The sequence below is a fragment of the Staphylococcus sp. NRL 16/872 genome (assembly GCF_022815905.2).
GTDB lineage: Bacteria > Bacillota > Bacilli > Staphylococcales > Staphylococcaceae > Staphylococcus.
This window is the reverse complement of the sequence record NZ_CP119327.1, coordinates 637,803-664,544: the sequence shown is the minus strand read 5'-3', so window position 1 is coordinate 664,544 and position 26,742 is coordinate 637,803. Positions and strand designations below refer to the sequence as shown.

General features: G+C 32.0%; 30 protein-coding genes. 12 read left to right on the top strand and 18 right to left on the bottom strand.

The window, feature by feature from the left end; all coding sequences use genetic code 11:
* Positions 1–359: 359 nt before the first annotated feature.
* Positions 360–1,070, bottom strand: a complete 711-nt coding sequence (locus MT340_RS03040; protein ID WP_243588743.1) for a ribose 5-phosphate isomerase A — start codon at positions 1,068–1,070, stop codon at positions 360–362.
* A 157-nt stretch (positions 1,071–1,227) separates the two neighbouring features.
* Between MT340_RS03040 and MT340_RS03035 the strand changes: the two genes are divergently transcribed.
* Positions 1,228–1,890, top strand: a complete 663-nt coding sequence (locus tag MT340_RS03035) for an MOSC domain-containing protein (protein WP_243588742.1) — start codon at positions 1,228–1,230, stop codon at positions 1,888–1,890.
* A 56-nt stretch (positions 1,891–1,946) separates the two neighbouring features.
* Here the strand turns inward: MT340_RS03035 and MT340_RS03030 are convergent, their stop codons facing one another.
* The 4 genes from MT340_RS03030 to MT340_RS03015 all read right to left on the bottom strand — a co-directional run bounded on the left by MT340_RS03030 (position 1,947) and on the right by MT340_RS03015 (position 4,463).
* The gene (locus MT340_RS03030) at positions 1,947–2,966 is read right to left on the bottom strand and encodes an aldose epimerase family protein (RefSeq protein ID WP_243588741.1); all 1,020 of its coding nucleotides are present in this window, start codon (positions 2,964–2,966) and stop codon (positions 1,947–1,949) included.
* A gap of 29 nt (positions 2,967–2,995) precedes the next feature.
* Complete coding sequence (locus tag MT340_RS03025; RefSeq protein ID WP_243603576.1) at positions 2,996–3,322, bottom strand: YnfA family protein; 327 nt, start codon at positions 3,320–3,322, stop codon at positions 2,996–2,998.
* A 207-nt stretch (positions 3,323–3,529) separates the two neighbouring features.
* The gene (locus tag MT340_RS03020; protein ID WP_243588739.1) at positions 3,530–4,273 is read right to left on the bottom strand and encodes a hypothetical protein; all 744 of its coding nucleotides are present in this window, start codon (positions 4,271–4,273) and stop codon (positions 3,530–3,532) included.
* On the bottom strand, positions 4,257–4,463 hold the full coding sequence (locus MT340_RS03015; RefSeq protein ID WP_103297010.1) for a helix-turn-helix transcriptional regulator: 207 nt from the start codon (positions 4,461–4,463) through the stop codon (positions 4,257–4,259). The genes MT340_RS03020 and MT340_RS03015 overlap by 17 nt, the downstream gene beginning before the upstream one ends.
* 228 nt (positions 4,464–4,691) lie before the next feature.
* Here MT340_RS03015 and MT340_RS03010 point away from each other — a divergent pair, with 228 nt between their 5' ends.
* On the top strand, positions 4,692–5,300 hold the full coding sequence (locus MT340_RS03010; RefSeq protein ID WP_243588738.1) for a DNA-3-methyladenine glycosylase: 609 nt from the start codon (positions 4,692–4,694) through the stop codon (positions 5,298–5,300).
* Between the two features lie 55 nt (positions 5,301–5,355).
* Here MT340_RS03010 and MT340_RS03005 read toward each other — a convergent pair whose 3' ends face one another.
* The 3 genes from MT340_RS03005 to MT340_RS02995 are packed head-to-tail and all read right to left on the bottom strand — an operon-like array spanning position 5,356 to position 7,035.
* The gene (locus MT340_RS03005; RefSeq protein ID WP_243603575.1) at positions 5,356–6,162 is read right to left on the bottom strand and encodes a DUF4097 family beta strand repeat-containing protein; all 807 of its coding nucleotides are present in this window, start codon (positions 6,160–6,162) and stop codon (positions 5,356–5,358) included.
* Complete coding sequence (locus tag MT340_RS03000; RefSeq protein WP_243603574.1) at positions 6,162–6,719, bottom strand: HAAS signaling domain-containing protein; 558 nt, start codon at positions 6,717–6,719, stop codon at positions 6,162–6,164. Before MT340_RS03000 ends, MT340_RS03005 begins: the two co-directional genes overlap by 1 nt.
* The gene (locus tag MT340_RS02995) at positions 6,712–7,035 is read right to left on the bottom strand and encodes a PadR family transcriptional regulator (RefSeq protein WP_243588735.1); all 324 of its coding nucleotides are present in this window, start codon (positions 7,033–7,035) and stop codon (positions 6,712–6,714) included. Before MT340_RS02995 ends, MT340_RS03000 begins: the two co-directional genes overlap by 8 nt.
* A gap of 319 nt (positions 7,036–7,354) precedes the next feature.
* Here MT340_RS02995 and gltS point away from each other — a divergent pair, with 319 nt between their 5' ends.
* Positions 7,355–8,566, top strand: coding sequence for a sodium/glutamate symporter (gene gltS, locus MT340_RS02990; protein ID WP_243588734.1), 1,212 nt, complete (start codon positions 7,355–7,357; stop codon positions 8,564–8,566).
* Positions 8,567–8,657: 91 nt separating this feature from the next.
* Here the strand turns inward: gltS and fni are convergent, their stop codons facing one another.
* Positions 8,658–9,707, bottom strand: coding sequence for a type 2 isopentenyl-diphosphate Delta-isomerase (fni, locus tag MT340_RS02985; RefSeq protein ID WP_243588733.1), 1,050 nt, complete (start codon positions 9,705–9,707; stop codon positions 8,658–8,660).
* Positions 9,708–9,751: 44 nt separating this feature from the next.
* Positions 9,752–10,699 carry a magnesium/cobalt transporter CorA gene (corA, locus tag MT340_RS02980; protein WP_243588732.1) on the bottom strand — a complete coding sequence of 316 codons (948 nt, stop codon included), beginning with the start codon at positions 10,697–10,699 and terminating at the stop codon, positions 9,752–9,754.
* A 125-nt stretch (positions 10,700–10,824) separates the two neighbouring features.
* Here corA and MT340_RS02975 point away from each other — a divergent pair, with 125 nt between their 5' ends.
* Positions 10,825–11,304, top strand: coding sequence for a thioesterase family protein (locus MT340_RS02975; RefSeq protein WP_243588731.1), 480 nt, complete (start codon positions 10,825–10,827; stop codon positions 11,302–11,304).
* A 2-nt stretch (positions 11,305–11,306) separates the two neighbouring features.
* A complete protein-coding gene (locus MT340_RS02970; RefSeq protein ID WP_243603573.1) occupies positions 11,307–11,498 on the top strand; it encodes a hypothetical protein in 192 nt (63 codons plus the stop codon).
* Between the two features lie 242 nt (positions 11,499–11,740).
* Here the strand turns inward: MT340_RS02970 and MT340_RS02965 are convergent, their stop codons facing one another.
* On the bottom strand, positions 11,741–12,637 hold the full coding sequence (locus MT340_RS02965; protein WP_243588729.1) for an alpha/beta hydrolase fold domain-containing protein: 897 nt from the start codon (positions 12,635–12,637) through the stop codon (positions 11,741–11,743).
* 176 nt (positions 12,638–12,813) lie between these two features.
* On the opposite strand from MT340_RS02965, the gene MT340_RS02960 reads away from it, so the two are divergent.
* Positions 12,814–13,485 carry a hypothetical protein gene (locus tag MT340_RS02960; RefSeq protein ID WP_481906654.1) on the top strand — a complete coding sequence of 224 codons (672 nt, stop codon included), beginning with the start codon at positions 12,814–12,816 and terminating at the stop codon, positions 13,483–13,485.
* A 149-nt stretch (positions 13,486–13,634) separates the two neighbouring features.
* Here the strand turns inward: MT340_RS02960 and MT340_RS02955 are convergent, their stop codons facing one another.
* Together MT340_RS02955 and MT340_RS02950 are read right to left on the bottom strand one after the other, a co-directional pair.
* A complete protein-coding gene (locus MT340_RS02955; RefSeq protein WP_243588727.1) occupies positions 13,635–15,722 on the bottom strand; it encodes a DHA2 family efflux MFS transporter permease subunit in 2,088 nt (695 codons plus the stop codon).
* A gap of 12 nt (positions 15,723–15,734) precedes the next feature.
* Positions 15,735–16,382, bottom strand: a complete 648-nt coding sequence (locus MT340_RS02950; protein ID WP_243588726.1) for a biotin/lipoyl-containing protein — start codon at positions 16,380–16,382, stop codon at positions 15,735–15,737.
* A 130-nt stretch (positions 16,383–16,512) separates the two neighbouring features.
* Here MT340_RS02950 and MT340_RS02945 point away from each other — a divergent pair, with 130 nt between their 5' ends.
* The gene (locus MT340_RS02945) at positions 16,513–17,064 is read left to right on the top strand and encodes a TetR/AcrR family transcriptional regulator (RefSeq protein ID WP_243588725.1); all 552 of its coding nucleotides are present in this window, start codon (positions 16,513–16,515) and stop codon (positions 17,062–17,064) included.
* A gap of 62 nt (positions 17,065–17,126) precedes the next feature.
* Here MT340_RS02945 and MT340_RS02940 read toward each other — a convergent pair whose 3' ends face one another.
* The 3 genes from MT340_RS02940 to MT340_RS02930 all read right to left on the bottom strand — a co-directional run bounded on the left by MT340_RS02940 (position 17,127) and on the right by MT340_RS02930 (position 20,559).
* Positions 17,127–18,221 (bottom strand): MFS transporter, encoded by a 1,095-nt coding sequence (locus MT340_RS02940; protein ID WP_243603572.1) that lies wholly within the window; start codon positions 18,219–18,221, stop codon positions 17,127–17,129.
* A gap of 328 nt (positions 18,222–18,549) precedes the next feature.
* Positions 18,550–19,926 (bottom strand): membrane-associated protein TcaA, encoded by a 1,377-nt coding sequence (locus MT340_RS02935; protein WP_243588723.1) that lies wholly within the window; start codon positions 19,924–19,926, stop codon positions 18,550–18,552.
* A gap of 174 nt (positions 19,927–20,100) precedes the next feature.
* Positions 20,101–20,559, bottom strand: a complete 459-nt coding sequence (locus tag MT340_RS02930; RefSeq protein ID WP_243588722.1) for a MarR family transcriptional regulator TcaR — start codon at positions 20,557–20,559, stop codon at positions 20,101–20,103.
* 412 nt (positions 20,560–20,971) lie between these two features.
* Between MT340_RS02930 and MT340_RS02925 the strand changes: the two genes are divergently transcribed.
* Positions 20,972–21,676, top strand: a complete 705-nt coding sequence (locus MT340_RS02925; protein WP_243588721.1) for a YdcF family protein — start codon at positions 20,972–20,974, stop codon at positions 21,674–21,676.
* Positions 21,677–21,751: 75 nt separating this feature from the next.
* On the opposite strand, the gene MT340_RS02920 is transcribed toward MT340_RS02925, so the two are convergent.
* Together MT340_RS02920 and MT340_RS02915 are read right to left on the bottom strand one after the other, a co-directional pair.
* Entirely contained in the window at positions 21,752–22,417 is a 666-nt protein-coding gene (locus MT340_RS02920; protein WP_243588720.1) for an ABC transporter ATP-binding protein, read from the bottom strand.
* A complete protein-coding gene (locus MT340_RS02915; RefSeq protein WP_243603570.1) occupies positions 22,417–23,472 on the bottom strand; it encodes an ABC transporter permease in 1,056 nt (351 codons plus the stop codon). The genes MT340_RS02920 and MT340_RS02915 overlap by 1 nt, the downstream gene beginning before the upstream one ends.
* 135 nt (positions 23,473–23,607) lie before the next feature.
* On the opposite strand from MT340_RS02915, the gene MT340_RS02910 reads away from it, so the two are divergent.
* The 4 genes from MT340_RS02910 to MT340_RS02895 all read left to right on the top strand — a co-directional run bounded on the left by MT340_RS02910 (position 23,608) and on the right by MT340_RS02895 (position 26,689).
* On the top strand, positions 23,608–24,282 hold the full coding sequence (locus MT340_RS02910) for a response regulator transcription factor (protein ID WP_243603569.1): 675 nt from the start codon (positions 23,608–23,610) through the stop codon (positions 24,280–24,282).
* Positions 24,275–25,648: a sensor histidine kinase gene (locus MT340_RS02905; protein WP_243588719.1), complete on the top strand. Its 1,374-nt coding sequence runs from the start codon at positions 24,275–24,277 to the stop codon at positions 25,646–25,648. The genes MT340_RS02910 and MT340_RS02905 overlap by 8 nt, the downstream gene beginning before the upstream one ends.
* Before the next feature lie 145 nt (positions 25,649–25,793).
* Positions 25,794–26,234: a LytTR family DNA-binding domain-containing protein gene (locus tag MT340_RS02900; protein WP_243588718.1), complete on the top strand. Its 441-nt coding sequence runs from the start codon at positions 25,794–25,796 to the stop codon at positions 26,232–26,234.
* Positions 26,231–26,689 (top strand): DUF3021 domain-containing protein, encoded by a 459-nt coding sequence (locus MT340_RS02895; RefSeq protein ID WP_103297050.1) that lies wholly within the window; start codon positions 26,231–26,233, stop codon positions 26,687–26,689. Before MT340_RS02900 ends, MT340_RS02895 begins: the two co-directional genes overlap by 4 nt.
* Positions 26,690–26,742: the final 53 nt, after the last annotated feature.

The following is a 26,742-nucleotide window of genomic DNA, read 5'->3' as shown; positions in this document are numbered from 1 at the left end:
TCATTATTCGCTATGAAGTGGCTTTAATAATTATATAGTTCTTAGATAGATATTCACTCACTTAAGTTGCTAAGCTTTCCAGGGGTGCCGTCTCAGCCTGTAGTCTTCGACTGGCACTGCTCCCCTAGGAGTCTACGCAACTACGTTTCGTTATCTATCTTAGAACGCCTTACACAAGTGCACTTGCAGTTGTGTTCAATATAAAAATAAAAAACGCCAAGAGTCGCGCAACGTCATTCGTTATTCATCTTAGAACAACTTACGTAAATATGGGAAGACACTCATCACCAATAATTCTATCTTCCTTATGGGCCATTATTCTTTATAGAATCTATTTATACAACAGTTATGGTGGATGCCTAGTGTTTATTTTTTAATATATTTTGTTTATTTATAATTTTGATGCCTTGTTGTGTGCCTATAATGACTTGATCTGTAATGTTTAAAAAATAACCTGTTTCTAACACGCCTGTTAAGTGAATGAGGAATTCATGGAATTGATTAGGATCTATTTTTTCATTTAATTGACAATCAATAATATAATTACCGTTATCTGTAATAAAAGGGACATCGCCATTCATACGACGTTCAGTTTGAATTTTGCCATATGATCCAATCTTTTTAGTAATGTGTAACCAATTAAACTTATCTACTTCAACAGGCAACTTAAAGTTTTGTCCCAAATAGTCTACCATTTTTCCTTCATCGACTAAGACAACAAAGCGTTCAGCCATTTCATCGATGACTTTTTCTCTAAATAGTGCGCCTCCGCCACCTTTAACTAAATTAAGCTGAGGGTCTACTTCATCTGCACCATCAATTGCTAAATCTACATGCGAAACATCATTAATATCTACAATATTCATGTTTAATTGTTTGGCAAGATATTCACTCTTATTTGATGTACAGACACCTGTAATATTTAATTGTTCATCTCTTATACGTTCTGCAATTTTAGGGATAAGTAATTCGATTGTACTGCCAGTGCCAATCCCTAAAATCATATTATCTGTAATTTGAGCAACAGCATCATCTACTGTCATGCGTTTAAGCTCTTGTGAATCTTTCATGGTTACTGAGACCCCTTTACATGTTTACTTACTCATTATTTTACATGACATAATAAGAAATATATAGCACTTGTAGCTATTTCTTATTGATTATCGCTTATCTTTTTAAAAGAATTATAGTAAACTTTTGCTTAAAACAGTATGAGGAGTGACATAAATGATTCCTATCTTTGCGATTTCTACTGGAAAGATTGAAGACTTAAATTATGGGCAAAAGCGTCAGATGCTTTCCGCATTAAATAAAGTTCCTTTTTCAGGGAAAATGTGGTTATCTACATTAGGATTTGTAGAAGATGAACAAGCCTATAAAGATCACGGCGGGCCTCATAAAGCAGTGTGTAGCTTTAGCAAAGCTAATTATACTATGTATAAAGATGATCTTACGTACTTACCTGAATATGCGATGTTCGGGGAAAATCTTACAATAGAAGATTTAGATGAGTCTGATGTATATTTCGGCAATCAATATCGTTTAGGTGATGCAATTATAGAAGTGTCAGAAATTCGGGAACCTTGTTGGAAGATTCAAACGAAATTTGGCATACCGGATTTAGTCAAACGGATGTCCTCATCTGGAAAGACCGGGTTTTATTTCAGAGTCATTAAAGAAGGATTTGTTAAGTATAATGACGATTTAGAATTACTACATTTAGCTGATGCTGATACACGATTGTCTGTCCAAGAGCTCAATGATATTTACTATAATGATCGTAACAATTTAGAACGCTTAAACTATGCACTTCAAAATCCATATTTATCGCCCCTTCGTATTGAAAAGTTAAAAAAGCTGCGTGACAGTACTCTTAAAGCACATAAATAAAAAACCCTGATTAGTTCAATGATAATGATCATTTCTAACTAATCAGGGTTTCTATTTTATTGTTCTTTCTTTTCTGCAATATGGTAAACCGTTTTTGAATAAAATGACTCATTTGCTTTTAAAATTGATTTCGCTTGGGTTCTATCAATATTAATATCATCCGGCAGAAATTGGGTTTCTAAAGCTACACCAGAATGCGCTTTATAAATATTAAAATCACTTTTCCAATTAGATGTATGGTTAAACGTAAAAACTACTATATTGGGCATTGTTGTTTCTACATCTAATACAAATTCATTATTTTCAATAAGAAGTTGTTGATTACCAATCTCAAATGGATGATCTAACCCGTTGTTAGCCTGAATTTGTTGAGCAATTAATGGATTGTCAGAAGAAAAAATATCCTTAAAGTAAATGCTATCATTTTTAAATATATCAATTAAATCAATAGTTTGATTATTCGAAATTAAATGCGTTTCATCAATTGGATACATATTTAATTTACTACTTGTGAGCTTGTGATTATCAATCACATTGTTATCGCGATTTAAGTTAAAGTATACATGGTTCGTTGGATTGAATAAGGTATCCTCATTAGATTGAGCTTCGTATTCAATTGTCCATCTATGTTCCATATCATAGGTATGTATTACTTTAATCGTCATATCACCTGGGTATCCATCTTCTTCTGAACGTAATTGAGTAGTAAAAATAATCTTAATATTTGTTATATTATCTATAATTTCATAATTAAATAAATGTTTATCTAAACCATCACTACCTCCATGAAGATGATGTGGTCCATTATTTGCTTCAAGCTGGTAGGTTTGATTGTTTAGCGTAAAAGATGCATTGCCTATTCGACCTGCGTATCGTCCAATTGTGGCTCCAAAGTTATAAGGGTTCTGTGGGTAGAATTCATCTGCCTCAACTCTATTGCCTAATACGATATTATTATCATGATATTTCCATGAGACAATACGCGCACCATAATTCGTAAATACAATATTCGTTTCTTCGTTGTCGATTTTAATTAAGTCAATACCGTGATTTTGATTCTCTACTTCAACTTTCATTACTTACGTCTCCCTCTTAACACGCTTAATCAGGCTCTGCTCGGCAAGACCATCACAAGTACACCTATGATACAAATTAATGCACCAATTAAATCGTATTTATCTGGCGCTTGTTTATCAATAACATATGCCCATACAATACTCATGACAATGAAGACACCACCATAAGCTGCATAAACACGCCCGAATGTTGGAAATGACTGAAATGTAGCGATAATACCATACATCATTAATATGACACCGCCTATAAATCCTAACCAACCTGATTGCCCTTCCCTTAACCACAACCAAATCAGATAGCCACCACCAATTTCACAGAAACCTGCTAATAAAAAGATAAAGATGGAATAAAGCATTGTTACATCCTCCGATACAATTCTATTTGTTAGTTATATTGTATCAACTCGTTACGCTCTTTATCTAATTAGTTTTAAGCACTGACTTTTTCACATACATATTGTTACACTTTTTTTATTAATATTCCATACATTTTATATAAATTAAAAAATGAAAACGCTATCTATAAAATATTTTTAATAGATAGCGTTTTCTTAATATATTTATTAAAGATATTGTTTTTTAAGACGGTAAAATTGAATAGCTAATATTATTCCAGAAATCACTAAAAATATAATTGTAATAATTGAACCAATAGGCCAACGATGCATAAATAATTCGACAACACAATCAATTATCACAATAATAGTTAGAGAAATGATTATCCAAATGTAATTTGATGCATATGTGTTAATAATTGTTTGTTTTTGTTGCTCGTCAGCAAATCGATAATTCGGAATAAGTCTTAGAATTCCTTTAGGATTAGCTTCTCTTTCTTCAATGCTTGGGACATATTGTTCAGTAATTTGAATTCGTTTGTCATTTTCTAGCATAAAAATAATAAAATAAATTGGAAGAAAAATAAGAAATGTTGGGTTCATTTCCCATTTAATATGGCCTTTATAAATCATTGGTACGATAACATTAGTTGTAAGTATAATAAAAATCATCCATGTTAACCAAAACCAGAAACGTTTAAATTTGGATTGACGATTCAGTTTTCTTTTCTCTTCATGTGATTTAACATAGATAAATATGTCATCTGCTGTTTCTTTATGAATAGTTAGCCTACACACAATTACGATTAAAATTAAAAGACTCCCAATAAATAGTGGGGATAAAAATGATCTTTCTAGATCACTTACTGCTTCAAAAGACACAATCACACCTAAAAAGTTTAAACTAATAATACCATGTTTAGCTTTAATTATTTGATATTGTTCGCTTATTCTTTCATCTGTCTCTGTCATCTTCTCCCTCCCAGAATAAATCGTCTAATGTTACGCCTAAGGTCTTCGCAATATTAATACATAATTTTAATGAAGGATTATATTTATTATTCTCAATCATATTGATTGTTTGACGTGAGACGCCAACTGAACGTGCAAGTTCTAATTGGGATATTTTACTTACTCCTCGATATTTCTTAACGTTATTCACTTTCCCTCACTTCTTTCAAACTCCCATTTATTTAAAGCATAACGAGTTATCATAATAATTGTCAAATATATACGACGTTATCCTTTTGGTTTTAATTAATATTATTTCTTCGGTACTTCAATTATAATTGCTATGATACTATACATTTAACATAGCGCTCTAGTCTTATTTCTTGATGGAGTGCATTTTTATTTTTCATTTTCAAAAAGATAGAAAGAAGGAATAATTGTGGATTTCGTATCTAAACCAACGACAGAAACTGCTAAAGCGTTATTAGGGGTTAAGATTATTTATCAAGATAACAACCAAACGTATAGTGGTTATATCGTAGAAACTGAAGCATATTTAGGCTTCGATGATCGCGCTGCACATGGCTTCGGTGGAAAACAAACGCCTAAAGTAACATCACTGTATAAGCGTGGAGGCACTATTTATGGCCATGTCATGCATACGCATTTATTAATTAACTTTGTAACGCGTACGGAGGGCGTGCCTGAAGGTGTATTGATTCGGGCTGTGGAACCAGTAGATGGCATTGAAGCGATGATTAAGAACCGCAATAAAAAAAGTTATGAAGTGACGAATGGCCCTGGAAAATGGACGAAAGCCTTTAACATTCCGCGTGCAATTGATGGCTCTACTATTAATGAATGTCGTTTATCAATTGACGTGAAAAATAGAAAATATCCACGTGAAATTGATGAAAGTGCAAGAATTGGTATTCCAAATAAAGGTGAATGGACGGACAAGGCTTTAAGATATACAGTAAAAGGTAATCCATACGTCTCTCGTATGCGTAAGTCAGACTGCGTCATGCCAGAGGAAACTTGGAAATAAAAAAGAGGGAGAAAATAGAAATTACCTAGTGAGTTTCTACTTTCTCCCTTTAATCTTATTTTATTATGATATCGCCAGCATCATTATTAATAGTAACAATGTTATCGCCTTTACCAACTGTTCTATTTTTGAATACCTTATTATTTATATCAATGTCACCGCCATCTGCATTTGCTTCAATTCTAGTATTTGTAGGATTATTTTTATAACTTAACTCTACATCGCCTGCTTCATTATCTATTTCTAAAGGTTTATCCGCTTGTAACTCTTTCATAATAATATCACTAGCGTCATTTCTAATTTTAGCCTTATTGAATGAAACATCGTCAGTAACAATATCACTAGCATCATTATAAATATTCAAATAATCAAAGTTTCCTTTTTTCACATTAATATCTGATGCGTCAGATTTGATATAAGCAGATTTAGCTTTAATATCATTAATGTCAATACTTCCTACTTCTGAGTTTATTTTTAATTCCTCAAGCTTAGTTGGAACAGTAATAGTTAATCGATTATATTTCATTCCTCCTATATTAAAATTAATACCAGATTTCTTACCTTGATCTTCAACCATTAAACGATGGTTCTTGACATGAGCAGTCGCTTCAGTATGTGGAAGATTACCTTTAGATTCAACACTAAAGTGATCCCCTTTTTTAATTTTAATTTCACTAATTTGTGCATTAACTTTTAACGATTGAATATCAGTATTCTTATAGGTTTTGGAATAATTTGTTTTTATTTTGCCTGTATTTGATTGCTCAGTAAATAAAATTTTCCCTTCATATAACAAACCAATGCCACATCCAATAAAAATTATCAAACCTAAAATAAAAATAATCAGCAAGACTTTTTTCATTATTTTACACTCCTTTTTACTACTGATACATTCCATTTAAGATAATTAATAGTTAACTTTGTAACGCCTTTGCAAATATATATAGTTAAAGGGATTAGCATTAATCCTATTCCAAAAAGAAGACCTGCTGAATAAATATCATAGTTGATTATCTCATTAAATCCTTCCATTATACCTTTCATTAAAAGGAAAAAAGGTGAAGCTAACGAGATGATTGTAAATACTAATAAAGAGAATAATAAAGAAATAATAAAAACGGCAGGCACCAAAATAATAAAGAAGTTTAAAACACCTAGACCCATGACAGCTAATAAGGCTGATGAAATATTTGTAAAATTGTCATCAGTGCTAGCTTTTTTTACCGCTTCATTTGCATTTAAATCGCGTGCTATCATTTTCGGATTTCCTAGTTCATCTGAGATTTGATCTTCAGTTCTTCCTTCTTGGAGTCCGCTATAAAAATGGGTTTCGTATTCATTTAAAATATCTTTTTTCTCTTCATAATCTAAATTTCTCAAATTTTTATCAAGTATCTTCAAATATTCATTTTTATTCATTATGTTCACTCTCCTTTATAAATTGATTAACCGCTTCAGAAAATAGATGCCATTCTTCTTTTAAAATTTTCAATCGTTCTTGTCCTTGATTCGTTATGCTATAGTACTTTCTTGATGGACCTTCTGTAGAAGGCTGATAATATGTAGATAGTTCACCGTTTTGGACTAATCGTCTTAATAAAGGGTAAACTGTCCCTTCCGCAATCGTAATGTAACGTGAGATATTTTGTACCAAAGAATAACCGTATTGATCTTCTTTCTTAATAATAAGTAATACAATTAGTTCTAATGCTCCCTTCTTGAACTGTGCATTCATATAAACTCCTCCACTATATTTAATCAGTACTATACATTACACAGTAGCTGTTAATTAAACTATACCACCTACTACTGTATATAACAAGGTACTAAATTATAATTATTAATATATTTAACAAAATCCCTAGTTTTTGAGCAATTTTGAGGCGTTTGTTAAAAGTAATAAATTATAAATGACTATAACTTTCTACTTATTTTTTTAAAATATTATGTATTCTAGAAATATATATTTTTTATATGTATAATGGTATACATGGGCAATTATAGCGCTTTCATTTTTTAAAAGCGTGCTGAAGTAAACAAAGGGGGAGTATAAATTGGAATTAGATGCAGTCACAACGCTATGTCTCGCTTGTCTTCTTTTTTTATTAGGCGAATTTATTGTTAATCACGTATCTTTTTTACAAAAAATTTGTATACCAGCACCAGTCATTGGTGGTTTATTATTCGCAATATTAGTTGCAGTCTTAGATACTTTTAATATAGTACAAATCAAATTAGATGCTAAATTTATTCAAGATTTCTTTATGATGGTCTTCTTCACAACAATTGGTTTAGGTGCATCATTTAAGTTATTTAAAATCGGTGGCAAAGTACTACTACTCTATTTTGCTTGTTGTGCCGTTTTAGCAATTTGTCAAAACTTTATCGGTGTTTCTCTAGCGAAACTATTACATATCAAACCGTTATTAGGTTTAACTGCTGGTTCTATGTCAATGGAAGGTGGACACGGAAATGCGGCTGCTTATGGTCAAACGCTTGAACAAAGTTTCAATATTGACTCTGCCGTAACAGCTGCTTTAGCTGCTGCTACGCTTGGCCTAGTATTTGGCGGTTTAGTTGGTGGTCCTTTAGTGAAATTGATGATTAAGCATTATAACCTTAAACCTGGAAACAGTGATGATTCATTTAAAGATTATAGTAAGGTTGAAGCCAATGCCAAATTGCATAAGAAATATAAACCAACACAAGTGTTCTTTATTCAATTAACGATTATTGCGTTTTGTATGTCACTTGGCACATTCATAGGTGAGCAGTTCTCTAACCTTACTGGGCAAAGTTTACCTATGTATGTAGGTTCTATGTTTGTAGCGGTAGCTATACGTAATATTTCAGAATATACCAATTGGAATATTATTGACTTAAAATTGAATGACCAAATTGGTGATATCGCACTTGGGTTATTCTTATCACTCGCTTTAATGAGTATTCAATTAACACAAGTCTATTCATTAGCCTTACCACTAATTATCATTGTTTTAGTCCAAGTCGTCTTCATCTCGCTCTTTGCGTTCTTTATTCTGTTTAGAGTGTTAGGCAAAGATTATGACGCAGCAGTAATGGCTGGTGGTTTTATTGGTCACGGTCTAGGTGCGACACCAAATGCTATGGCTAATTTAGATGTTATCACTAAGAAATACGGTAGCTCACCTAAGTCTTACCTAGTGGTTCCTATTGTTGGTGCCTTCCTTATTGACTTAGCTGGTGTACCTATCGTGATGGGCTTTATCAATATCTTTGGTAATTAACTTTTGAAAATGAAAACAAACACTTTCATAATAAATAAAGCGTAAAATGGAAAAGTTGCTTTCCATTTTACGCTTCTTTTGTTTTACTTCATTATCCTCTATGAATATCTAAGCCACGTTGTTCAATCCAAGACATTAATTTTTGATCAAATACTAATTTACTATGTTTAAGCTCACTAATGTCTTTAGCATTTAGCATTGTCATAATTGATTTCATATGTCCAATAAATGATTCAACATATTCAATTGTACTTGTGATGCCACCATTTTCAACATGATTCAAGAATGGACGTGACATCCCTACTGCTTTCGCGCCTAATGCCAAGCTCTTAACAGCATCTAATGGTGTACGGACTCCTCCACTAGCAAATACATTCAATGCATCTTGATAAGCAGCGCTTTCAAGTAAAGATTCAACTGTAGATTGTCCCCAGTTTGCTAAATAGTCCATATCTTTATTAGAGCGACGTTCGTTCTCAATCGTTACGAAATTCGTACCACCTCTGCCACTCACGTCAACATACGATACACCTGCATCAATTAAATCTTTATACAATTCTTTGCCCATACCGAAGCCTACTTCTTTGATAATGACTGGAACGTCTACACGCTGCACAATCGCTGCTACATTATCAATCCATGTTGAGAATTCTCTATTTCCTTCAGGCATCACAAGTTCTTGTGGGGCATTTACATGTATTTGTAAGGCTTGTGCATCTAGCAAACTAACCGCTTCTACTGCTTTATCTACAGGCACATCAGCACCGACATTACTAAATATGATACCTTCTGGATTGGTGTGACGTACAATACTAAATGATTCAGCCATTTTAGGATTTCTAAGTGCGGCGTGTGTTGAACCAACTGCCATCGCTAAACCTGTTTCACGTGCAACGACTGCTAGTTTTTCATTAATTTTCTTCGTCCAATCACTACCGCCTGTCATTGCATTTATATATAAAGGATATTTCATGTCAAAGTTTGATGTATGACTTGTTAAATCAATTTGATCTACATTTACATTCGGAATAGAATGATGTACAAACCTCACGCGGTCAAAGTCCGATTGAGGCGCGTCATGTTGTGCCATTGCAATTTCAACATGTTCATTTTTTCTCTGTTCTCTTTGCATATCGCTCATGCTACTACCTACCTTTGCTTAATTGATATTAATAATGCTTGATACTAGAACCATTTTTTTCTTTTGAAAAAGATAATTAATGCCACCGCTATGATTAACATCACTAGCATACATATAGGATAACTATAATGCCATTTCAATTCAGGCATATATTCAAAGTTCATACCGTATACACCAGCTATAAATGTTAATGGAGAGAAGATAACGGATACAAGTGTCAATACTTGCATAATACTATTCATTCTAAAAGAAGAATATGATTCAAAGTTCTCCCTAATCTCATTCGTCATTTCTTGCGAGGTGCGTATAATGTTATTCTGTTTAATCAAATGGTCATCGATATGTTGAATATACATTGAATGTTTGCTATCTACAATTAAATTGCCCTCTGTTTTAATCGTGTTCACCAATTCTTGCATTGGGAATAAAACGCGTTTAATTTTGATCAAGTCTGAACGTAATTTAAAGACATTATCCATTACCTTTTTACTATGCGTATCATCTACGTGCGCATCTTCAAAGTTATAAACTTTCTCTTCAATCGTATAAACAAAATCAAAATATTTATCTACCATCATGTCTAAAATATGTATCACTATATCTGCACAGTCTAAATCTGGATCTTGGTTTTTAGAGTTCATTTCAGCTACTTTATTTAGAGATTCAAAGTGCTCATGGTGATAAGTTACTAATACTTTGTCATTTACAAAGACGTTTAATGCTATAGGAGAAAAGTCATCTTTATACATGCTATGAAAGACCATATATTGATAATCTTTATACGCTTTATATTTAACACGTGGTACACCACTTATAGCATCTTCTAACTCTAAATAGTTAAAATTAAAATTGTCAATTAAATAATCATTTTCTTCTGATGAAGCTTTTTCAAAATCAAACCACACGATGGTCGCGTCCTGTGGAATGTCTTTGACTGTATCAACTTGTGTAAGTGACTGATTTGTAGTTTGATACCGAATTATCATCGTCATTACATATATTACCTCCTACAGAAACCATACGTCTTACATTCTACCATGAATTAAATGTTGTGTATGCGTTATTTTAATTTAGTAAAATGAATTTAGAAATATAAATTGAAAGGACGTAACTATTTATGAATTACCCGTTTATTGTTAGAAAAAAAGTAGAACAATCTCAAATTGATCATAATAACCACATGCATGACTCGGAATATAATGCCGTGTTCAGTGAAGCCGTTAACGAATTCAATTATGCCAACGGTTTATCATTAGAAGAACGAGAAGCTCTAAATTATACAATGTTTACTTTAGAGGAACATACTACTTATTTATCTGAGTTGTCTTTAGATATGGCATTTCGTATTATAGTAAATATTTATAATTATGATGAAAAACGCGTTCATTTCTTTTTATCTCTATATACAGAAGATGATGTGCTAGCTGCCACTAATGAAGTTATGATGATGGGTATTGATGGCGAACAACGTCGTTCTGCCCCTTTTCCAGAAAAATATAAAAAGAGTATTGAACAGTATTATAGTATTCAAGGTGATATAGCATGGCCGAAACAATTGGGCCACCAAATTGGAATACCAACAAAAAAGGATGAATAGAAATGACACAAACGTTAAGAGATATAATTACAGGGAAAGTATACGATATGTATGATGATTTAAAAGTGAAATTAATCGAAATTAACCAGTCCAAACAATTATTTATGAATGGGCCAAGTCAAGAACTAATGAAAAGAGCGTTTAATATTAGTTATTATCAAGGACAAAAACAATCGATTGAGGCAATACAATAATTACTCGAAAATAATAAAGAAGCATCTATACTTATAGAACAAATACGTGATTATCAAACGCGCATTGATGATAATCAAATCAATTTAGCTGAAATTACGCTACGTATGAACAAGCCACAATTTAAACTTGAAGAAGCATTGGATCAACATTATCACTATTTAGGACAAAGCTACATTATCATTCAAGTGAATAAGATTATAAAAGAGGTTTCAGAATGATACTGAAACCTCTCTTGTAATTATTAATCGATTGTCTTAGTAATCTGTTTAATGACTTTATGTGATTCATGAATTGGATATAACGGGAAATCGTGAAACATTTTAGGATAATCAAAGAATTGAATATCTTGGTGAGCTTCTTCTAATTTATAAGCTAAACGTTGCATATCAGGATAATAAATTTCACGTCCTCCTCCAAACATTACAATAGGTGGTAAATGTTCAAGTGAACCATATAGTGGAGAAATACTTGGATTTGCGAGCGCATCTTCTTTACTCCACACGTTTAGAATACGTTGTAAACCATCAATGTCAACGAAGCGATCTTTACCGATCAGACTATCTGTAATTTGTGGATTCGTCATAGTTGCATCTAACATTGGTGAAATTAAGAATAATTTTTTAGGTATAGGACGTTGTTGCGCGATAAGTTGTTGAACAAAGCTTAATGCAAGTGCGCCACCAGTTCCATCCCCCATAATCACGATATTGTGCGCATCTACTTCTTCTAAAAGAGAATCATAGACATCATTAATAGCTTTAAAAGTATCTGCTATATGAAATTCTGGCGTCTTAGGATAAATAGGTAAGACCACTTCATACAATGTATTTAATACTAACTTATCCATAAATCTCCAGTGAAATGGTGAGGGTTGTAACGTATTATATCCCCCATGAATATATAATATTTTCTTTTTTGTTTCATGACGGAAATTAAATCTGAATACTTGCATGTCCCCTAAAGATAATTTGTCGAGATTAGCTTTTACATTTAATGATGATGGCTGCTTATGCTTAGCTTTATTAACATCTCGACGTCGCTCCATAAATTTATCAAATGCGACTTGATCATCAAATAATATAGAACGATTGTGTAACAAATACTTATTTATAATTCTATTTACCATACGAGATCTCATGATAATTTATAACCTGCCTTTTTATTTTTAATGAGATATGATTTTTAAATACTATTCCATAAAATATAAAAAACGATATAATGATAGGTATGTTGTAAATTTAGTGATTAAGTGTGACGCTTATACTAGCTCTTTTACATTAAATTTAGTATAAAATAGTCAATCTTATAACACAAATGAATAAGGGTAAAGGAGGTCAAAAATTGCCAGACTATCGCAATTATAATTATGAAGACAAGAGTAATGCACATAATAATCAGTTTAGTCGCGCTACTCGTAATGGAAAGAAAAAGCGTTCTTGGGTTAGCTTAATTATTCATATAATCGTTCTAGTCTTAGTAGGTATAACAGGCTATAGTATGTATAAACAACCAATATTTAATCTTGTCTTCGTAAACCAACCTATCAATTATGATGGCATTAAAGATTTTCAAAACTTAGTAACCCAAATCGGTTCTTTAAATATTAATTTTGGTCAACTTGCAAATATCCAAGATATTGCAGACAAATTAATCTTAGTCTTTAATGTATTTTTTATTTTATGTTTAATTAGTATGGTTATTTCCATAATAACTATTCTCTTTAATCGTACTATTTTAAAGATTATTAACTTTATTATTATCGCAATTTTATTAGTTATGTCTTATTACTTTGGTTATGCAGTTCAACTTATTGGACAACGTATTTCTGATAAACTACAAGATTATTATTTAAAAGTATCACCAACTCAAATTATTTCCGAAGCAGATGCAATTCACAATGCGCTTATCCTATTAGTATGTAGTTTAGCGTTACTTATTATTAGTTTCTTCTTCAGAAATCGTCGACCAAAAACAAAACTTAAATAGATTTATTATGACAACCATCAAGATGTATAAATTTCTTGATGGTTTTTTATTTGGTTATTTCTTTTCCGGAAAATAAAAAAAGTATCGATAACACTTAATGTGTACCGATACTTTAAAAATCATGCCCCCACAACACAATTTTATTCAACTTATTTTAATTGATGGTTTTGTTCTGCTTTAACCATTCTGTCATGTTCTGCTTCAGCGCCTTTTTTCCCTTTTAAGAATAAACTTAAAATAAACGCTAATACAGCTAATCCTGTGGCAATCCAGAATGCATCGTTAATGCCTTCGATATATCCAAGTTTATTAACATATTTTAAAATTGCTTGCATTGCTTCTGATTGGCCACCATATTGCATAGCCATTTGACGAATTTTATCGATAATCATTGGATTCGTTTTATCCATTTCATTCGCAAAGTTAGCAACATGATTAGTTGTTTGAGTTGTCATAACTGTAACAAGAATTGCTGTACCAATTGAACCAGCTAATTGTCTCATTGTATTTAAGAATGCATTACCATGAGAAATTAATCTTGGTGGTAAAGCATTGATTGCTGCTGTCATTAACGGCATCATAACGAATGCCATACCAAATGAACGGATGATATAGATACCCATAATATGGAAATAAGGTGTATCCATATTTAATCTTGTAAGTTCCCAAGTTCCGTAAGCCATTACAGCAATACCGAATAAAGCTAATGGTTTCAATCCAATTTTATCTAATAATCTACCAGTAATCGGTCCAAGAAGACCCATTATTAATGAACCAGGTAATAGAAGTAAACCTGAATCAAGTGCTGAGAAACCACGTAAGTTTTGTAAGTAGATAGGTAATAAGATCATACCACCAAATAAACTCATCATTACTACCATGTTAATGATAGTTGTAAGTGTAAATGTTGAAGATTTTAATACTTCAAGATTTAACATCGGTGCTCTCATTGTTAACTCACGAATAACGAATGCGGTAATGAAAATGGCACCAATAATGAACATTGCGATGATTTCACCTGATCCCCAACCTTTGTTACCAGCCTCACTGAATCCATATAATAATGCACCGAATCCGATAGTACTATATACAATACCTTGATAATCGGCTTTAGGATTTGTTGTTTTTTGGTAAAGTTTGAACCAGAAGAAACCAACGATGATTGCAAGGATACCTAATACAGTCATACCATAGAACATAATGTTCCAATGATAGTTTTGAACGATATAACCAGATAATGTTGGGCCAATTGCTGGCGCAAGTATCATGGCAATACCCATTGTACCCATTGCTGCCCCACGTTTTTCAGGTGGGAAGATCGTAACAATAACGTTAGAACCTAATGGCATTAAGACACCGGCACCAATCGCTTGTAACACACGTCCAGTCATCATAATTGGAAAGTTTGTAGAAATAGCACAAACTAAAGAACCAAGTGTAAATAATACAAGCGCGATAATAAATAATCTACGATAAGAATATTTATTAAAGAGGAATGCACTAATTGGAATTAAAATACCATTTACTAACATGAAACCTGTCATCAACCATTGACCAGTTGAAGCAGAAATATTAAATTCAGTATTAATTTTAGGTAAGGCAACGTTTAATAATGTTTGGTTTAAGATGGCAATAAACATACCAAACAACATTGCTGCTAAAATCATACCTCTTGTTGTGTTTTTACCGAATATAAAATCAGCTTTTTGATGTTTAATGCGCTCATTTACGCGTCCTTCTTGAGAGTCCGGATTAATCGGCTCATAAATTGAATCTTTAGGTAGATGTTGATTATTCACATCTTCTTCATCTCTAGGCCCTCCAACAGCTTCTTCGCTGTTCATTTCTGAAGCATCGTCGGAATAATGTAAGGAATGTGATGCTTGTTTTTGTTCAGGATGAATTTTTTCTGACGCAGAATCTTGTTGATTCTGTTCGCTTTCAAAATGATCTTTGCGTTTATCATTATCAAAGCGATAGTTATCTTCGTTCTCAAAGTGACGACGCGCTTCTTCGTCATGATGAGAAGAAGTTGTTTCTTTTGACGATTTATCTCGGTCTAAGTCACTTATTTTAAATTTAGATGGATTACTTTGACTTTTAGATTCTTCATTTACGTGTTGTCCCTTAGATTGGCTTGATTTTGTTTTTTTACGTGATTTTATCAATAAAACATTAATCAAACCAACTAAAATGATCGCTACAACTATATAACCAATAATGAAGGTCGCTGTCATTCTATGACCTCCTTAGTCTTTATGGATTTTTACTTCAGCGTTCATTCCAGGAACAACGTTTTTAGATGGTGCAGAATCTAAAGAAATTTTAACAGGTACTACTTGAGAAACTTTAGTGTAGTTACCGTCAGCATTTGATGATGGCATTAATGAGAAGCTTGCTGCAGTTGCTTGACCAACTTCTTCTACCTTACCATCGATATCAGAATCTTGACCGTCAATTGAAACATCAACTTTGTCGCCTTTTTCTACACTGTTAACGTCTTTTTCGTCAATATTTGCAGTAATATATAAATCATCTAAATTGTAAGCATAAGCTATTGGTGAACCTGCTTGTGCAACTGAACCTTCCATACCACTTGTTTTAACGATAGTACCGTTTTGAGGCATTTTAATGTCCATGTCTTTAGCATCTCCGCCTTGACCTTGAGCACTTACTTCTGCTACTTTGTCACCTTTTTTCATTTTATCGCCTTGTTTCGCATCAAAAGATTTAATTTGACCTGAAGCAGGACTTGAGATTTGAATTTGATCTCCGTCAACTTTGGCATTATCAGTTGTTACATAGCTTGTAGCATTGTGGTATAACATGAAACCTACAATACCAATAGCAATAATAACAATGATAGTGATGATATTTATTAACACCATTTTTTTCATTGAACTTTTCCTCCTATTTGCTTTTCAAAATTACTTTTAATATTATAAAGACATGTGAAGTAAAAAAACACCAACAATTACGTTAAATTTGTTGGTTACTTGAAGTTACAATTAATATAGGTGACATATAATGAAGCAAAAAGCGAAATATAGAATCATAAGAAGTTTAATAGATTTATTAGAAATTTATCCAATCGAGAGTATTTCAATAAAAATGATTTGTGCAAGTAGTAATGTTAATCGTTCGACTTTTTATGCTAATTTTCAAGATAAATATGATTTACTAAATAAAATTCAAAATTACCATTTAAAAAAATATAAAAAATTATTACATGCTTTTGCAAATAATTTTGAAAGTATTAAAAAAAATCCTGAGAAAGTCTATAAATTCTTCTATATAATATTGAAATATATATATAGAAAAAAAGCGTTCTATCACGCTATATTTATTTCTCACCCTAATAAAGAATTAGTGTTAGACTATTTCGATATAACTAAAACCTATTATTCTAAAATTTTAGGCGAATATGAAACTTCTATTCAAAACAAAACATTCTTTATTACTTATACTATGAGTGGACAAGCTGGCATCATTTTAAGCTGGCTAAGAGATGGCTGTAAAGAAAGCCCTGAAATAGTAGCAAATGCTTTATTAGCAAATACACTTAAATTACAACGTTAAAGGAAAGATTAAAGGAGCAAAGACTTAATTGAAAGTCTTTGCTCCTTTAATTACATTAATTATTATAGTTTCGTCTTAAATATTTTTATATTCAATAATTGTAATACAATCAATACGATAGCGGTAATACAAATAATAATGATATAAGGCGTACTATTATATTCTCCTTTAAGATTTACAAGTGGTGTCACTATTCCACCTAGTAATGACTGTAATAACCCTAATAAACTTGAAGCACTTCCACTTCCGGTAGTACGTTCTTCCATTGCTATTGAGAATCCCAAAGTAGCAACGCCTGTTACTGGAGCAACTAGAATGATAAAACCAATGACTAGCATTACAAAATGCCAATGATTAATTAGAGTTAACGTTACTATTACTACACCTATGACTTGAATAAATGTCATTACACGTAGTAGCTTCTGTGGATGAACATAGTCAACCAACTTACCAGCTAATTGACTTGAAATAATTAGTGTAATTCCTATGCCAGCAAACATCCAACTAAAATGTAAAGCTGAGACGCCATATATTTTCTGAACTAAGAATGGTGAAGCAGAAATATAACTAAATAACATAATAAATGTCACACCTTGAATTAACATAGGTAAGACAAAGCGTGGCGTTGAAAATAGACTTCTAAAATTCCTAAAGATAACGCCTATACCACTACTATCTCTATGTTCAACCGCTAGTGACTCAGGGACTTTGAATAAAGATCCCATTAGCATTAATAAAGCTAAAAATTTAGTTAACTCGTTACCATTGTACATGTCACTGGCAATGGCTCTAGATATAACTGCTCCAGCTCCTCCAGTGAAACCTTGGACAAAGCGCAAAAATACCATAAACCAAATATTATGTACGAAAACAATACCTAAACTCGCTAGTGTGAAGATAATCATAGCAACAACTAAAGGTTTCTTTCGTCCGATACTATCTGAAATCGGTCCTACAAATAAATTCCCCAATCCTAATCCAATCATAAATAATGATAATGTTAATTGAGCATTTGAAGTTGTAGTATTAAAATCTTTTTTCAATTCTGGTAAACCTGGTAAAAACATATCAATGGATAATGCCCCAATAGCAGTCAGTGCACCCAAGATAATAATAAACAATAGCGAATGTTTATTTTGTCGCTGTTCCTCATTCATATATAAGCCCCCGCCTTCAATTTATTAGTTGAAAATCATTGTGTATTTAAACAATTAAAAAAGAGTGTGCATAGAGACTAAGACATCAAAATCTTATGCTTAGGGCAATACTAAAGCAGGGAGTGGGACAGAAATTAAAATTAATTTCGTCTTCCCATCCCGGCAAAGCTGACTAGATTTGAAGAAAGCTTGATTAAAGCGTCTTTTCAAATCAGTCAGCTACTGCCAATATGTTAACGAAGGCTGAGACATTTTATTATTGTCCCAGCCTCTTTCAGCTCTGCTCACATCCAAAACGCTTCTGTCCAGACCTCTTTTATCCCACTTCTTATTTTGCTTTCACAAATTGTAATGTACCGTCGTCACTGTTTTCAGTTAATTCATAATCAGTGGTTTGATATTGACCATTATTATTTAAATCTTGTACTTTAGTTTCAATTTTATTGCCTTTTTGTGAAGCACTAAGAATTTGTGGTTGTGTTAACCCAGGGGTTGCCCCTAAATTATCTTTAATTTTTTGGTAGATGTCTGAATTATCTTTAAAAAAAGTACTGACCAAATCAAAATTATTACTTGTAATGGCTGTATTTAAAGAGAATGAATAATCACTGAAAAAGTTACTCAATTTATTTTTCAAACTATTTTCTTCATTTTCTTTTTTCTCAACATAATCACTGATCGCTTCATCATCAAATTCTAATTCGACACTATTAATATTTCCTAAATCTTTTGCTCTCATCGTTTTCGTTTCTGATTTAAAAGTTTTTCCTTTTACTTTCCCAGAAGCAGAGATAACAATATCTTTATTCTGAGGATATGGACCATATTCTCTAGAAGTTGAATACTTCATTTCTTTATCATTTATTTTTACTTTCAGTGAATTATCTTCTAAGTCACTTTTACCTTTTAACTTAACTGTAAGTAGTGCTTCATTAAAATTTTCATTTACTTCTACTGTAGAACCTTTACCATATCTAAAATCAAATTTGAGTTGACCAGTGAATTTGCCATATTCTGTTTCTTTGTCCGCATCTATAGAGTAAATACCTGGGATAAATTTACCTAAAGACATAGTTTTATTAGCATCTGCTACGACAGTTTTGTTTTTACCCCCTGCTCTAAATTCATATTTAGTCTCTAATTTAGGTTTTACTACTGCCTCTTTCGTTGGCGCAGTGAAACTCAAATTATCGAAGATTAAAAAGCGCGTGCCATTTTTGCTTACTCTTAGTACGTTATTTCCTGCTCGTGTTTTAATGTAAGTCGCTTCTTTAGCATCGCTTTTATTTAATTTCTCCACGGTATCTCTAACATCATGAATAAATTTTTTCATTCCTACTTCACTTTTTACGTACGCTATGTACTCGTCGGCTTCCTCAATATCGACATGTGTTTCTTTCGTACTCAATAATGTTGCAACCTTTTGTGAATCGTTATTATCTATAGCATTAACAAGAATTTTCGTTTGTGCCTCTGGAGAGTTATAATTTCTTACTAAATAGAAGACAATAATCATTAAAATAATTATAAAAATAACAATCGCCCAAGGAATAAATTTTCTAAGTTTAATATTTGAAGATTCTGCATGAGGGGCTTGATTTTGTTTCACTTTGACATCTTTTTCATTAATTTGTTTACCGCAATTTGGACATTGTCGTATATTTTTACTTCGTAGTTTCTGACCACAGTTAGGACATTGTTTCATTTAATCACCAACTTCCCCTCGCCTGATGTAATTATTTTATAAAGATAGTTTTATTATAATATAGATAGTTTGTGTAAGAACACTTAATACTTTATATTTAATAATTTTCTATTTACGTATTATCATTACTTTGCCCAAACTTGTAAAAAAATTTGACACTTCGCTATCGATTTTTTAAATCTTTGCATTATATTTTTTTAAACGTTCATCAATCACATACAATACGTTTAATGCTTTTTCAATATCTTGGCTTGATAAATCTTCTACCATATCATTGACAATATTACTCACAATCTCATTATTTTCTTCTGTATATTGACGTCCTTTATCACTTAGAACTACATATTTTAAACGTTGATCGATTTTATCATTAGGCTTTTGTAATTTTACAAATCCGCTATCAATAAGTTTTTTAATACGGCGACTTACGGCGGCTTTATTAACCCCTTGTTTTTCCGTGATTTCAGTTATAGTCAAGGCATGATGATGACTTAATAGTCGCAATACATTAGATTGTTCCATCGAAATACCATATTTTACTTGCTGGTCTTTTAATAACTTAGCAGTTAACGTATTGGTATCATCAATAAAACGTTTCATAAATTCGATATGATTTTTTGAAATTCTGCTCATGGCCTAACTCCTTGTTGGTAATCTCAAATAATTTCCATTTATTCTGTTAAATAATATCAATAATCGTTACGCTTGAAAACTATAATTCAATAATAATGGTTGCTAAAATATAAAGATTTCAATTACATTTAAATAGACAAATATATACGAGGTTCTAATTATGGTTGCGATTATTCTTTCATTTATCATTTTATTAATTATGTTAGGCGTGTTATTCAATATTCATTTTTTACTCAATTTACCCATGTTTATATTGACTATTATTTTGTGTTTCCTTGTTAATATTATTAACCTAATCACAATGACGTTACCCCTTGGTTTGCTCATTATAATGCTATTAGCTATCATTGGCTTGTTCATCAAACATAATCATTTGTTCACTTTGAAAAAGGGAGTAAAATTTCTGAGCAAAATGATAAAACATTTCATACATGGTGCCTTAATTATTGCGATTTTGTTTTATATTAGCACAATCCCTTTTCCTATCATAAATGGTCTCTTTTTATGGTTAGCTATGGTTGCTTTTAGTGCCTGTTATGCCTTCACGTTTTATATGGTATGGTCTTCTGCATTCGGTCGTACGATTACAACAAAACAATATGATTTAATTATGATTTTAGGGGCAGGCATTTTTTCTGAAAAAGTAACGCCAATGTTAGCTGATCGACTAGATCGCGCGTTACGTGTGTTAGAAAGTCAAACTTCAAATTATAAAGTTTTAGTAAGTGGGGGTAAAGGCGTCGATGAACCGATAACAGAGGCTTTAGCCATGCAACGTTATTTAATTGAATGTGGCGTACCCGCTTCTGCAATTATTCTGGAGGATAAATCTACAAGTACTTATGAAAACTTTGAATTTTCGAAAGACATCATAGCTAGTCAATTTTCACGCTCAGCTAGAATGCTTTGTGTCACAAGCCAATTTCATATTTTAAGAGGCTTACATTTTGCACGTTCCGTTCATTTAAAGATGGATGGTATTGGCAGTCATACGCCGTATCATTTTTTTGATATTGCTTTAGTGCGTGATTTTTTAGCTTTAATGTACCAGTATAAGTTATTGCTAGCATTCTATTTTGCGATTATATGTATTATCTCAATTTTAATCATATTTTAATTTATATTTTAGAACCTATGATTTTATAACAAAAGCCCATAGATGACTATGTTCGCATCTATGGGCTTTTAATATTTATGAAGTTATCTTTCCATCTTCCAGATGAATAATACGATCTGCATATTCAAACAAACGTTGATCGTGTGTAATCATTATCCCAATAATGTTATTACTTTTGACGCGATTTCTAATCATTTCTACTACATTTACCGCACGCTCAGCATCTAAGCTAGCAGTTGGTTCATCTGCTAACAATAATTTAGGTTGATTCATGAGCGCACGCATAATCGCTACTCGTTGTTTCTCTCCTCCTGATAGCATATGAGGATAAGCATTTAATCGATGTTTTAAACCTATCTCATTAAGTAGGTTTTCCGCGCGTTGTTTAGCTACTTTAGTAGTTTCACCCGCTTCTTTAGCCACAATCGTGAGTTGTTCTTTCACTATGAGGTATGGCACCAAATGAGAAGACTGGAAGATGAATCCAATATCTTTAAGACGTAACCTCGTTTTCTTTTTATTATTAGAAAATAAGGGCTCGTTATGATATAGAATGTCACCTTTCGTAGCAGTCAACAGTCCTCCCAATATATTAAGAAGTGTAGACTTACCTGAACCAGAAGCCCCATTTAAGATGACAAATTCACCAGGTTGAACAGTAAAGTTAATATCTTTTAACACGTGTGTTTGTGAACTACCTTTGCCAAATGATTTAAATACATGTTCAAGTTGTAATGTCATTATTCTCCACCTCCAATTGCTTCGATAGGATCTATTTTCAAAATTTTAAAGAACGAAAGAATCGTCCCTATCAGTCCAACGATTAAAAATATCACAATCATTACTACAATGTTTGTCGTATTCAAATAAAACGGCATAGAGACTGGCATTAGAAGTTGTAACACTTCAATTAGAAAGATAGCTAAGAATACACCAATCAAAGTAGTCATTATAATTTGTAATACTAGTGCTAACAGTAGATGTCGTGTTTTAATGCCTATCGCCTTTAAAATCCCTATTTGAGAAACCTTCTGAATGGTCATTACATAGAAGAAAGCACTTAAAACGATAGCTGTAATAATAAATAAACTAGCAATCATGAGATTAAGTGGTAATTGTTCTGCTTTATAACTCGCAATATTGTCAGTTAATGTAGATTGTGTGCTCACTTTTACACCTTTCAGAGAATTGACTTTATCTAATTGTTGCTTATTTAAATTAGTTGTTGGATAAAATGTTGAAACTTGTTGATTGATTTGATCAAACCCTTCTTTTGTCATTAAAATCATCGAACTATGGGCATACATCGTATCCTCAATTACACCACTCACTTTAAACTGTTGATGATGTCCTTTAAATGTTATTTTGTCTCCAACATTAATACGTTCGCCCGTTAATTTTTGATTAATAGCAATTTCATTATTGTTGTGTGGATATGAACCCGTTTTAAGTTTTGGACGTAACTTTGATGATGTCGAATAAATTAAAACATCTGTGTCTTGATTTTGTAGTTTTAAAGTTTGTGGCCCCATTGTAGTTGGCTGTTGATGAGTAATCTCTTCAATTTGTTTTTGTTGTTTTGAAGTTAGCTGTGAACTTTCTATTTTTGCCTCTTTCATATCTTTAGCAATGTAATAGCGTGCATTCATATTGTCTAAAAATGAGATATTTTCACGGGCCAAGCCCTGTGCTAAGCCACTAATAAATAACACCATACTTCCTAATAAAAATATGATTAACATGATTAAAGTATATCGAAATTTATAAAATTTCATTTCTTTCCATGCTAAGTTCATTTGTAATTCCTCCCTACTACGCTATATACAAAGCTTAATTTCAGAATATGAACTGAATGTGAACTATGAGAAGAATTGTTTTCTAATTAAGTTATTCGTATAATGATTCTAAAACATTGAAGGAGAAAGACGTAGATGGTGAAATGTTTAATTGTAGATGACGATTTAAAGTTATTACACTATGTTTCTACTCATTTAGAGGCAAATCATATCCATACGATTACCCATTCCAATGGAGAATCAGCACTGAAATACTTAAATGAACACCAAGTAGATATTGCCGTTGTCGATATTATGATGCCAGGGATAGATGGCTTTAAACTTTGTAAAACCTTAAAAGATTACTATGACATTCCTGTAATAATGTTGACTGCGAGAGACGCGTTAAGTGATAAGGAACATGCTTTCATAAGTGGCACTGATGACTATGTAACCAAACCATTTGAAGTAAAAGAATTATTATTTCGAATTCAGGCTATATTGCGCCGCTATCAAATAAATGCGCAAAGTGAGATCCAAATCGGTAATATGTTGCTAAATGAAACATATATGGAGATACAAGTAAATACTCGAAAAATGAATTTACCTTCAAAAGAATTTCAATTACTTTTTCTGTTGTGTAGTCAGCCTAAACATATTTTCACGAGAGATTTTTTAATTGAGAAGATTTGGGGCTTTGATTATGAAGGTGATGAGCGAACAGTCGATGTTCATATTAAGCGCTTAAGACAACGTCTGAGTAAATTACAAGCCAATATACATATCCAAACGGTGCGAGGTCAAGGTTACAAGGTGAGTCATGATGTTTAAGACACTTTATAGTCGAATCGCTATTTATACTATCACCGTAATTTTATTTAGTGCATTAGTCAGCTTCCTTTTCACCAATGTCTATTATCATTTCAATTTGAAACCAAGTAATGATGCTAAGATTATGCGCACGTTAAAAGAAGCACGTTCCTATAATGATCATATTGCTTCTTCAAATTTAGACGCGTACTTTCAACATTTAGGTCAAATGAATTATCAAATTATGACCGTGGACCAACATCATCATAAATCTTTTTATGGTCAGCCTTTTCGAAAAGATAACTTAAGCAATGCTTCGATAGATCAAGTATTAAAAGGCCATGACTTTCACGGCATAAAAAATAAGCCTTATGAATTATTTGTCACAGGCTTCTTCGATAATGAAACAGATAATACAGTCGGTGTAAGATTTATGCATCGACATCAACCTATCGCTGTGTTTATGCGTCCTGATATTGGTCAAACCTTTAGTGAATTCCGCATCTTTTTAAGTGTACTTCTAGGATTATTGCTTATCATTTCTATCACGCTTGTTATTCTATCAACTTATTCAATTATCCGTCCGGTAAAACTTTTAAAAAATGCTACTGAGCGTTTGATAAATGGTGACTTTGATACTCCAATTAAACAGACCCGTCATGATGAGATCGGTACGCTACAATATCGCTTCGAGGATATGCGTCAATCTTTGAAACAAGTGGATGATATGCGCCAACATTTCGTGCAAAACGTTTCACATGAAATCAAAACACCTTTAACGCATATACAACGTTTGTTAAGTGAGTTGCAACAAGCTAAAACTGGTCAATGTCGCAATATGTATATTAATGATATTCATTCAGAAGTAACACGTTTAAGCGATTTAACTAGAGAGTTACTTTTACTTTCCGAACTAGATAATGCTAAACATTTAAAATTCAATGATGAGATCCATTTGACTGCTTTAATTACTGAGATTATTCGTCATGAACAGTTTGCGCTTGATGATAAAAATCTGATGCTCTTATCGGAAATCGAGGATATTTATTTCCGAGGAAATAGTCGCTTATTATATCAAGCCTTTTTCAACTTAATTCAAAATGCAGTTAAATATGCATTAACTGATAGTACGATTGATGTGACACTTTCTTGTAAAAATGACACAATTATTTTTACAGTAACAAATGAAGGAAGCACTATTTCTGAAGAAGCGCAATCTCATGTCTTCGATCGTTTTTATAAAACGGATACACAACAAAATAGTAATGGTTTAGGATTAGCTATAACAAAAGCAATTATTGAATTACATCAAGGAACAATTGACGTAGAATGTCCAACAAACAATACAACTACCTTTACCGTTCAATTATTAAAACATGAATATTAATTTGCTTTAAAAGTCCAACGGTTAACAATAGCATTATTTAACATAGAATTTTCAACCGTTCACTTAAAGATTCCTACCACTTATCTAATATTCCTAAATATTAAATACGAACATGTTTAAATGATATTGAGGAGGAGATAATTGCATGAAAGTTAAATTATTTATTTCACCTGAGGAAAAAGAAAAGTTTGTTGCTATCCATGGGCCTCAATTAGATAATGATATTCAACAAATAATAAAGCACATTGAAGATTTAGATAAACTTAAACAACTGAATGGTAAATATAATGATGAGATTTATATTTTAGATGTTGAAACTATCACTAGTTTCCGCACTCATAAAAACCAAGTAGTAGCTATTCAAAATAATCAAAATTTCATATTAAAAGAACGGTTATATGAATTAGAAACATACTTACCTACATCATTCATTAGAATTTCAAAATCTGAAATAGTAAATATTAATAAAATAAAAAAATTACAATTAGAACCTAATGGTCTTATACGAATGTATTTAGATAATGCAAACTATACTTACTCCTCAAGAAGATATTTAAAATCTATAAAGGAGAGACTTTCATTATGACTAAATTTTATAGATTCACTAGCATCTCTTTATTCATTGGTTTAACTTGTTCTATTGTATTTAGTTACATTGGTGCGAATGGGGAATACTATCCTTTATCACCAATCTCAACAATGGGAAAACTTTATTATCATCATTTAAGTGAAGCTACTATTATGGTTATTGCTATTTTATTATGGCTAATGATTGGACTTTTGTTTTATCTTACAAGTTTTATTTTCACTCATACCGATTGGAGCATTACACGTACTACACTCCTTCATTTTATTTGTAGCTATATAGGGCTTTTGCCTATCGCTATTTTAGCCGGGTGGTTCACCCCTTCTTTAATGAATATTTTAATTTATACGTTCTATTTCATTATAATTTATATATTTATTTGGTGCTTTAGTTACTGGAAAAATAAAAGATATGTAAAAGAAATCAACAAACGCCTTAATAAAATGAGACATTAAAATAAGCGAATATCTATTTAATGAGTTCATCCTCATTAATAGATATTCGCTTA

Coding starts and splice junctions, on each gene's coding strand:
- MT340_RS03040 (WP_243588743.1), bottom strand. CDS start 1,070: ATGAAAGATTCACAAGAGCTTAAACGCATGACAGTAGATGATGCTGTT.
- MT340_RS03035 (WP_243588742.1), top strand. CDS start 1,228: ATGATTCCTATCTTTGCGATTTCTACTGGAAAGATTGAAGACTTAAAT.
- MT340_RS03030 (WP_243588741.1), bottom strand. CDS start 2,966: ATGAAAGTTGAAGTAGAGAATCAAAATCACGGTATTGACTTAATTAAA.
- MT340_RS03025 (WP_243603576.1), bottom strand. CDS start 3,322: ATGCTTTATTCCATCTTTATCTTTTTATTAGCAGGTTTCTGTGAAATT.
- MT340_RS03020 (WP_243588739.1), bottom strand. CDS start 4,273: ATGACAGAGACAGATGAAAGAATAAGCGAACAATATCAAATAATTAAA.
- MT340_RS03005 (WP_243603575.1), bottom strand. CDS start 6,162: ATGAAAAAAGTCTTGCTGATTATTTTTATTTTAGGTTTGATAATTTTT.
- MT340_RS03000 (WP_243603574.1), bottom strand. CDS start 6,719: ATGAATAAAAATGAATATTTGAAGATACTTGATAAAAATTTGAGAAAT.
- MT340_RS02995 (WP_243588735.1), bottom strand. CDS start 7,035: ATGAATGCACAGTTCAAGAAGGGAGCATTAGAACTAATTGTATTACTT.
- fni (WP_243588733.1), bottom strand. CDS start 9,707: ATGAGCGATATGCAAAGAGAACAGAGAAAAAATGAACATGTTGAAATT.
- corA (WP_243588732.1), bottom strand. CDS start 10,699: ATGACGATGATAATTCGGTATCAAACTACAAATCAGTCACTTACACAA.
- MT340_RS02975 (WP_243588731.1), top strand. CDS start 10,825: ATGAATTACCCGTTTATTGTTAGAAAAAAAGTAGAACAATCTCAAATT.
- MT340_RS02970 (WP_243603573.1), top strand. CDS start 11,307: ATGACACAAACGTTAAGAGATATAATTACAGGGAAAGTATACGATATG.
- MT340_RS02965 (WP_243588729.1), bottom strand. CDS start 12,637: ATGAGATCTCGTATGGTAAATAGAATTATAAATAAGTATTTGTTACAC.
- MT340_RS02960 (WP_481906654.1), top strand. CDS start 12,814: ATGAATAAGGGTAAAGGAGGTCAAAAATTGCCAGACTATCGCAATTAT.
- MT340_RS02955 (WP_243588727.1), bottom strand. CDS start 15,722: ATGACAGCGACCTTCATTATTGGTTATATAGTTGTAGCGATCATTTTA.
- MT340_RS02950 (WP_243588726.1), bottom strand. CDS start 16,382: ATGAAAAAAATGGTGTTAATAAATATCATCACTATCATTGTTATTATT.
- MT340_RS02945 (WP_243588725.1), top strand. CDS start 16,513: ATGAAGCAAAAAGCGAAATATAGAATCATAAGAAGTTTAATAGATTTA.
- MT340_RS02940 (WP_243603572.1), bottom strand. CDS start 18,221: ATGAATGAGGAACAGCGACAAAATAAACATTCGCTATTGTTTATTATT.
- MT340_RS02935 (WP_243588723.1), bottom strand. CDS start 19,926: ATGAAACAATGTCCTAACTGTGGTCAGAAACTACGAAGTAAAAATATA.
- MT340_RS02930 (WP_243588722.1), bottom strand. CDS start 20,559: ATGAGCAGAATTTCAAAAAATCATATCGAATTTATGAAACGTTTTATT.
- MT340_RS02925 (WP_243588721.1), top strand. CDS start 20,972: ATGATAAAACATTTCATACATGGTGCCTTAATTATTGCGATTTTGTTT.
- MT340_RS02920 (WP_243588720.1), bottom strand. CDS start 22,417: ATGACATTACAACTTGAACATGTATTTAAATCATTTGGCAAAGGTAGT.
- MT340_RS02915 (WP_243603570.1), bottom strand. CDS start 23,472: ATGAACTTAGCATGGAAAGAAATGAAATTTTATAAATTTCGATATACT.
- MT340_RS02910 (WP_243603569.1), top strand. CDS start 23,608: ATGGTGAAATGTTTAATTGTAGATGACGATTTAAAGTTATTACACTAT.
- MT340_RS02905 (WP_243588719.1), top strand. CDS start 24,275: ATGTTTAAGACACTTTATAGTCGAATCGCTATTTATACTATCACCGTA.
- MT340_RS02900 (WP_243588718.1), top strand. CDS start 25,794: ATGAAAGTTAAATTATTTATTTCACCTGAGGAAAAAGAAAAGTTTGTT.
- MT340_RS02895 (WP_103297050.1), top strand. CDS start 26,231: ATGACTAAATTTTATAGATTCACTAGCATCTCTTTATTCATTGGTTTA.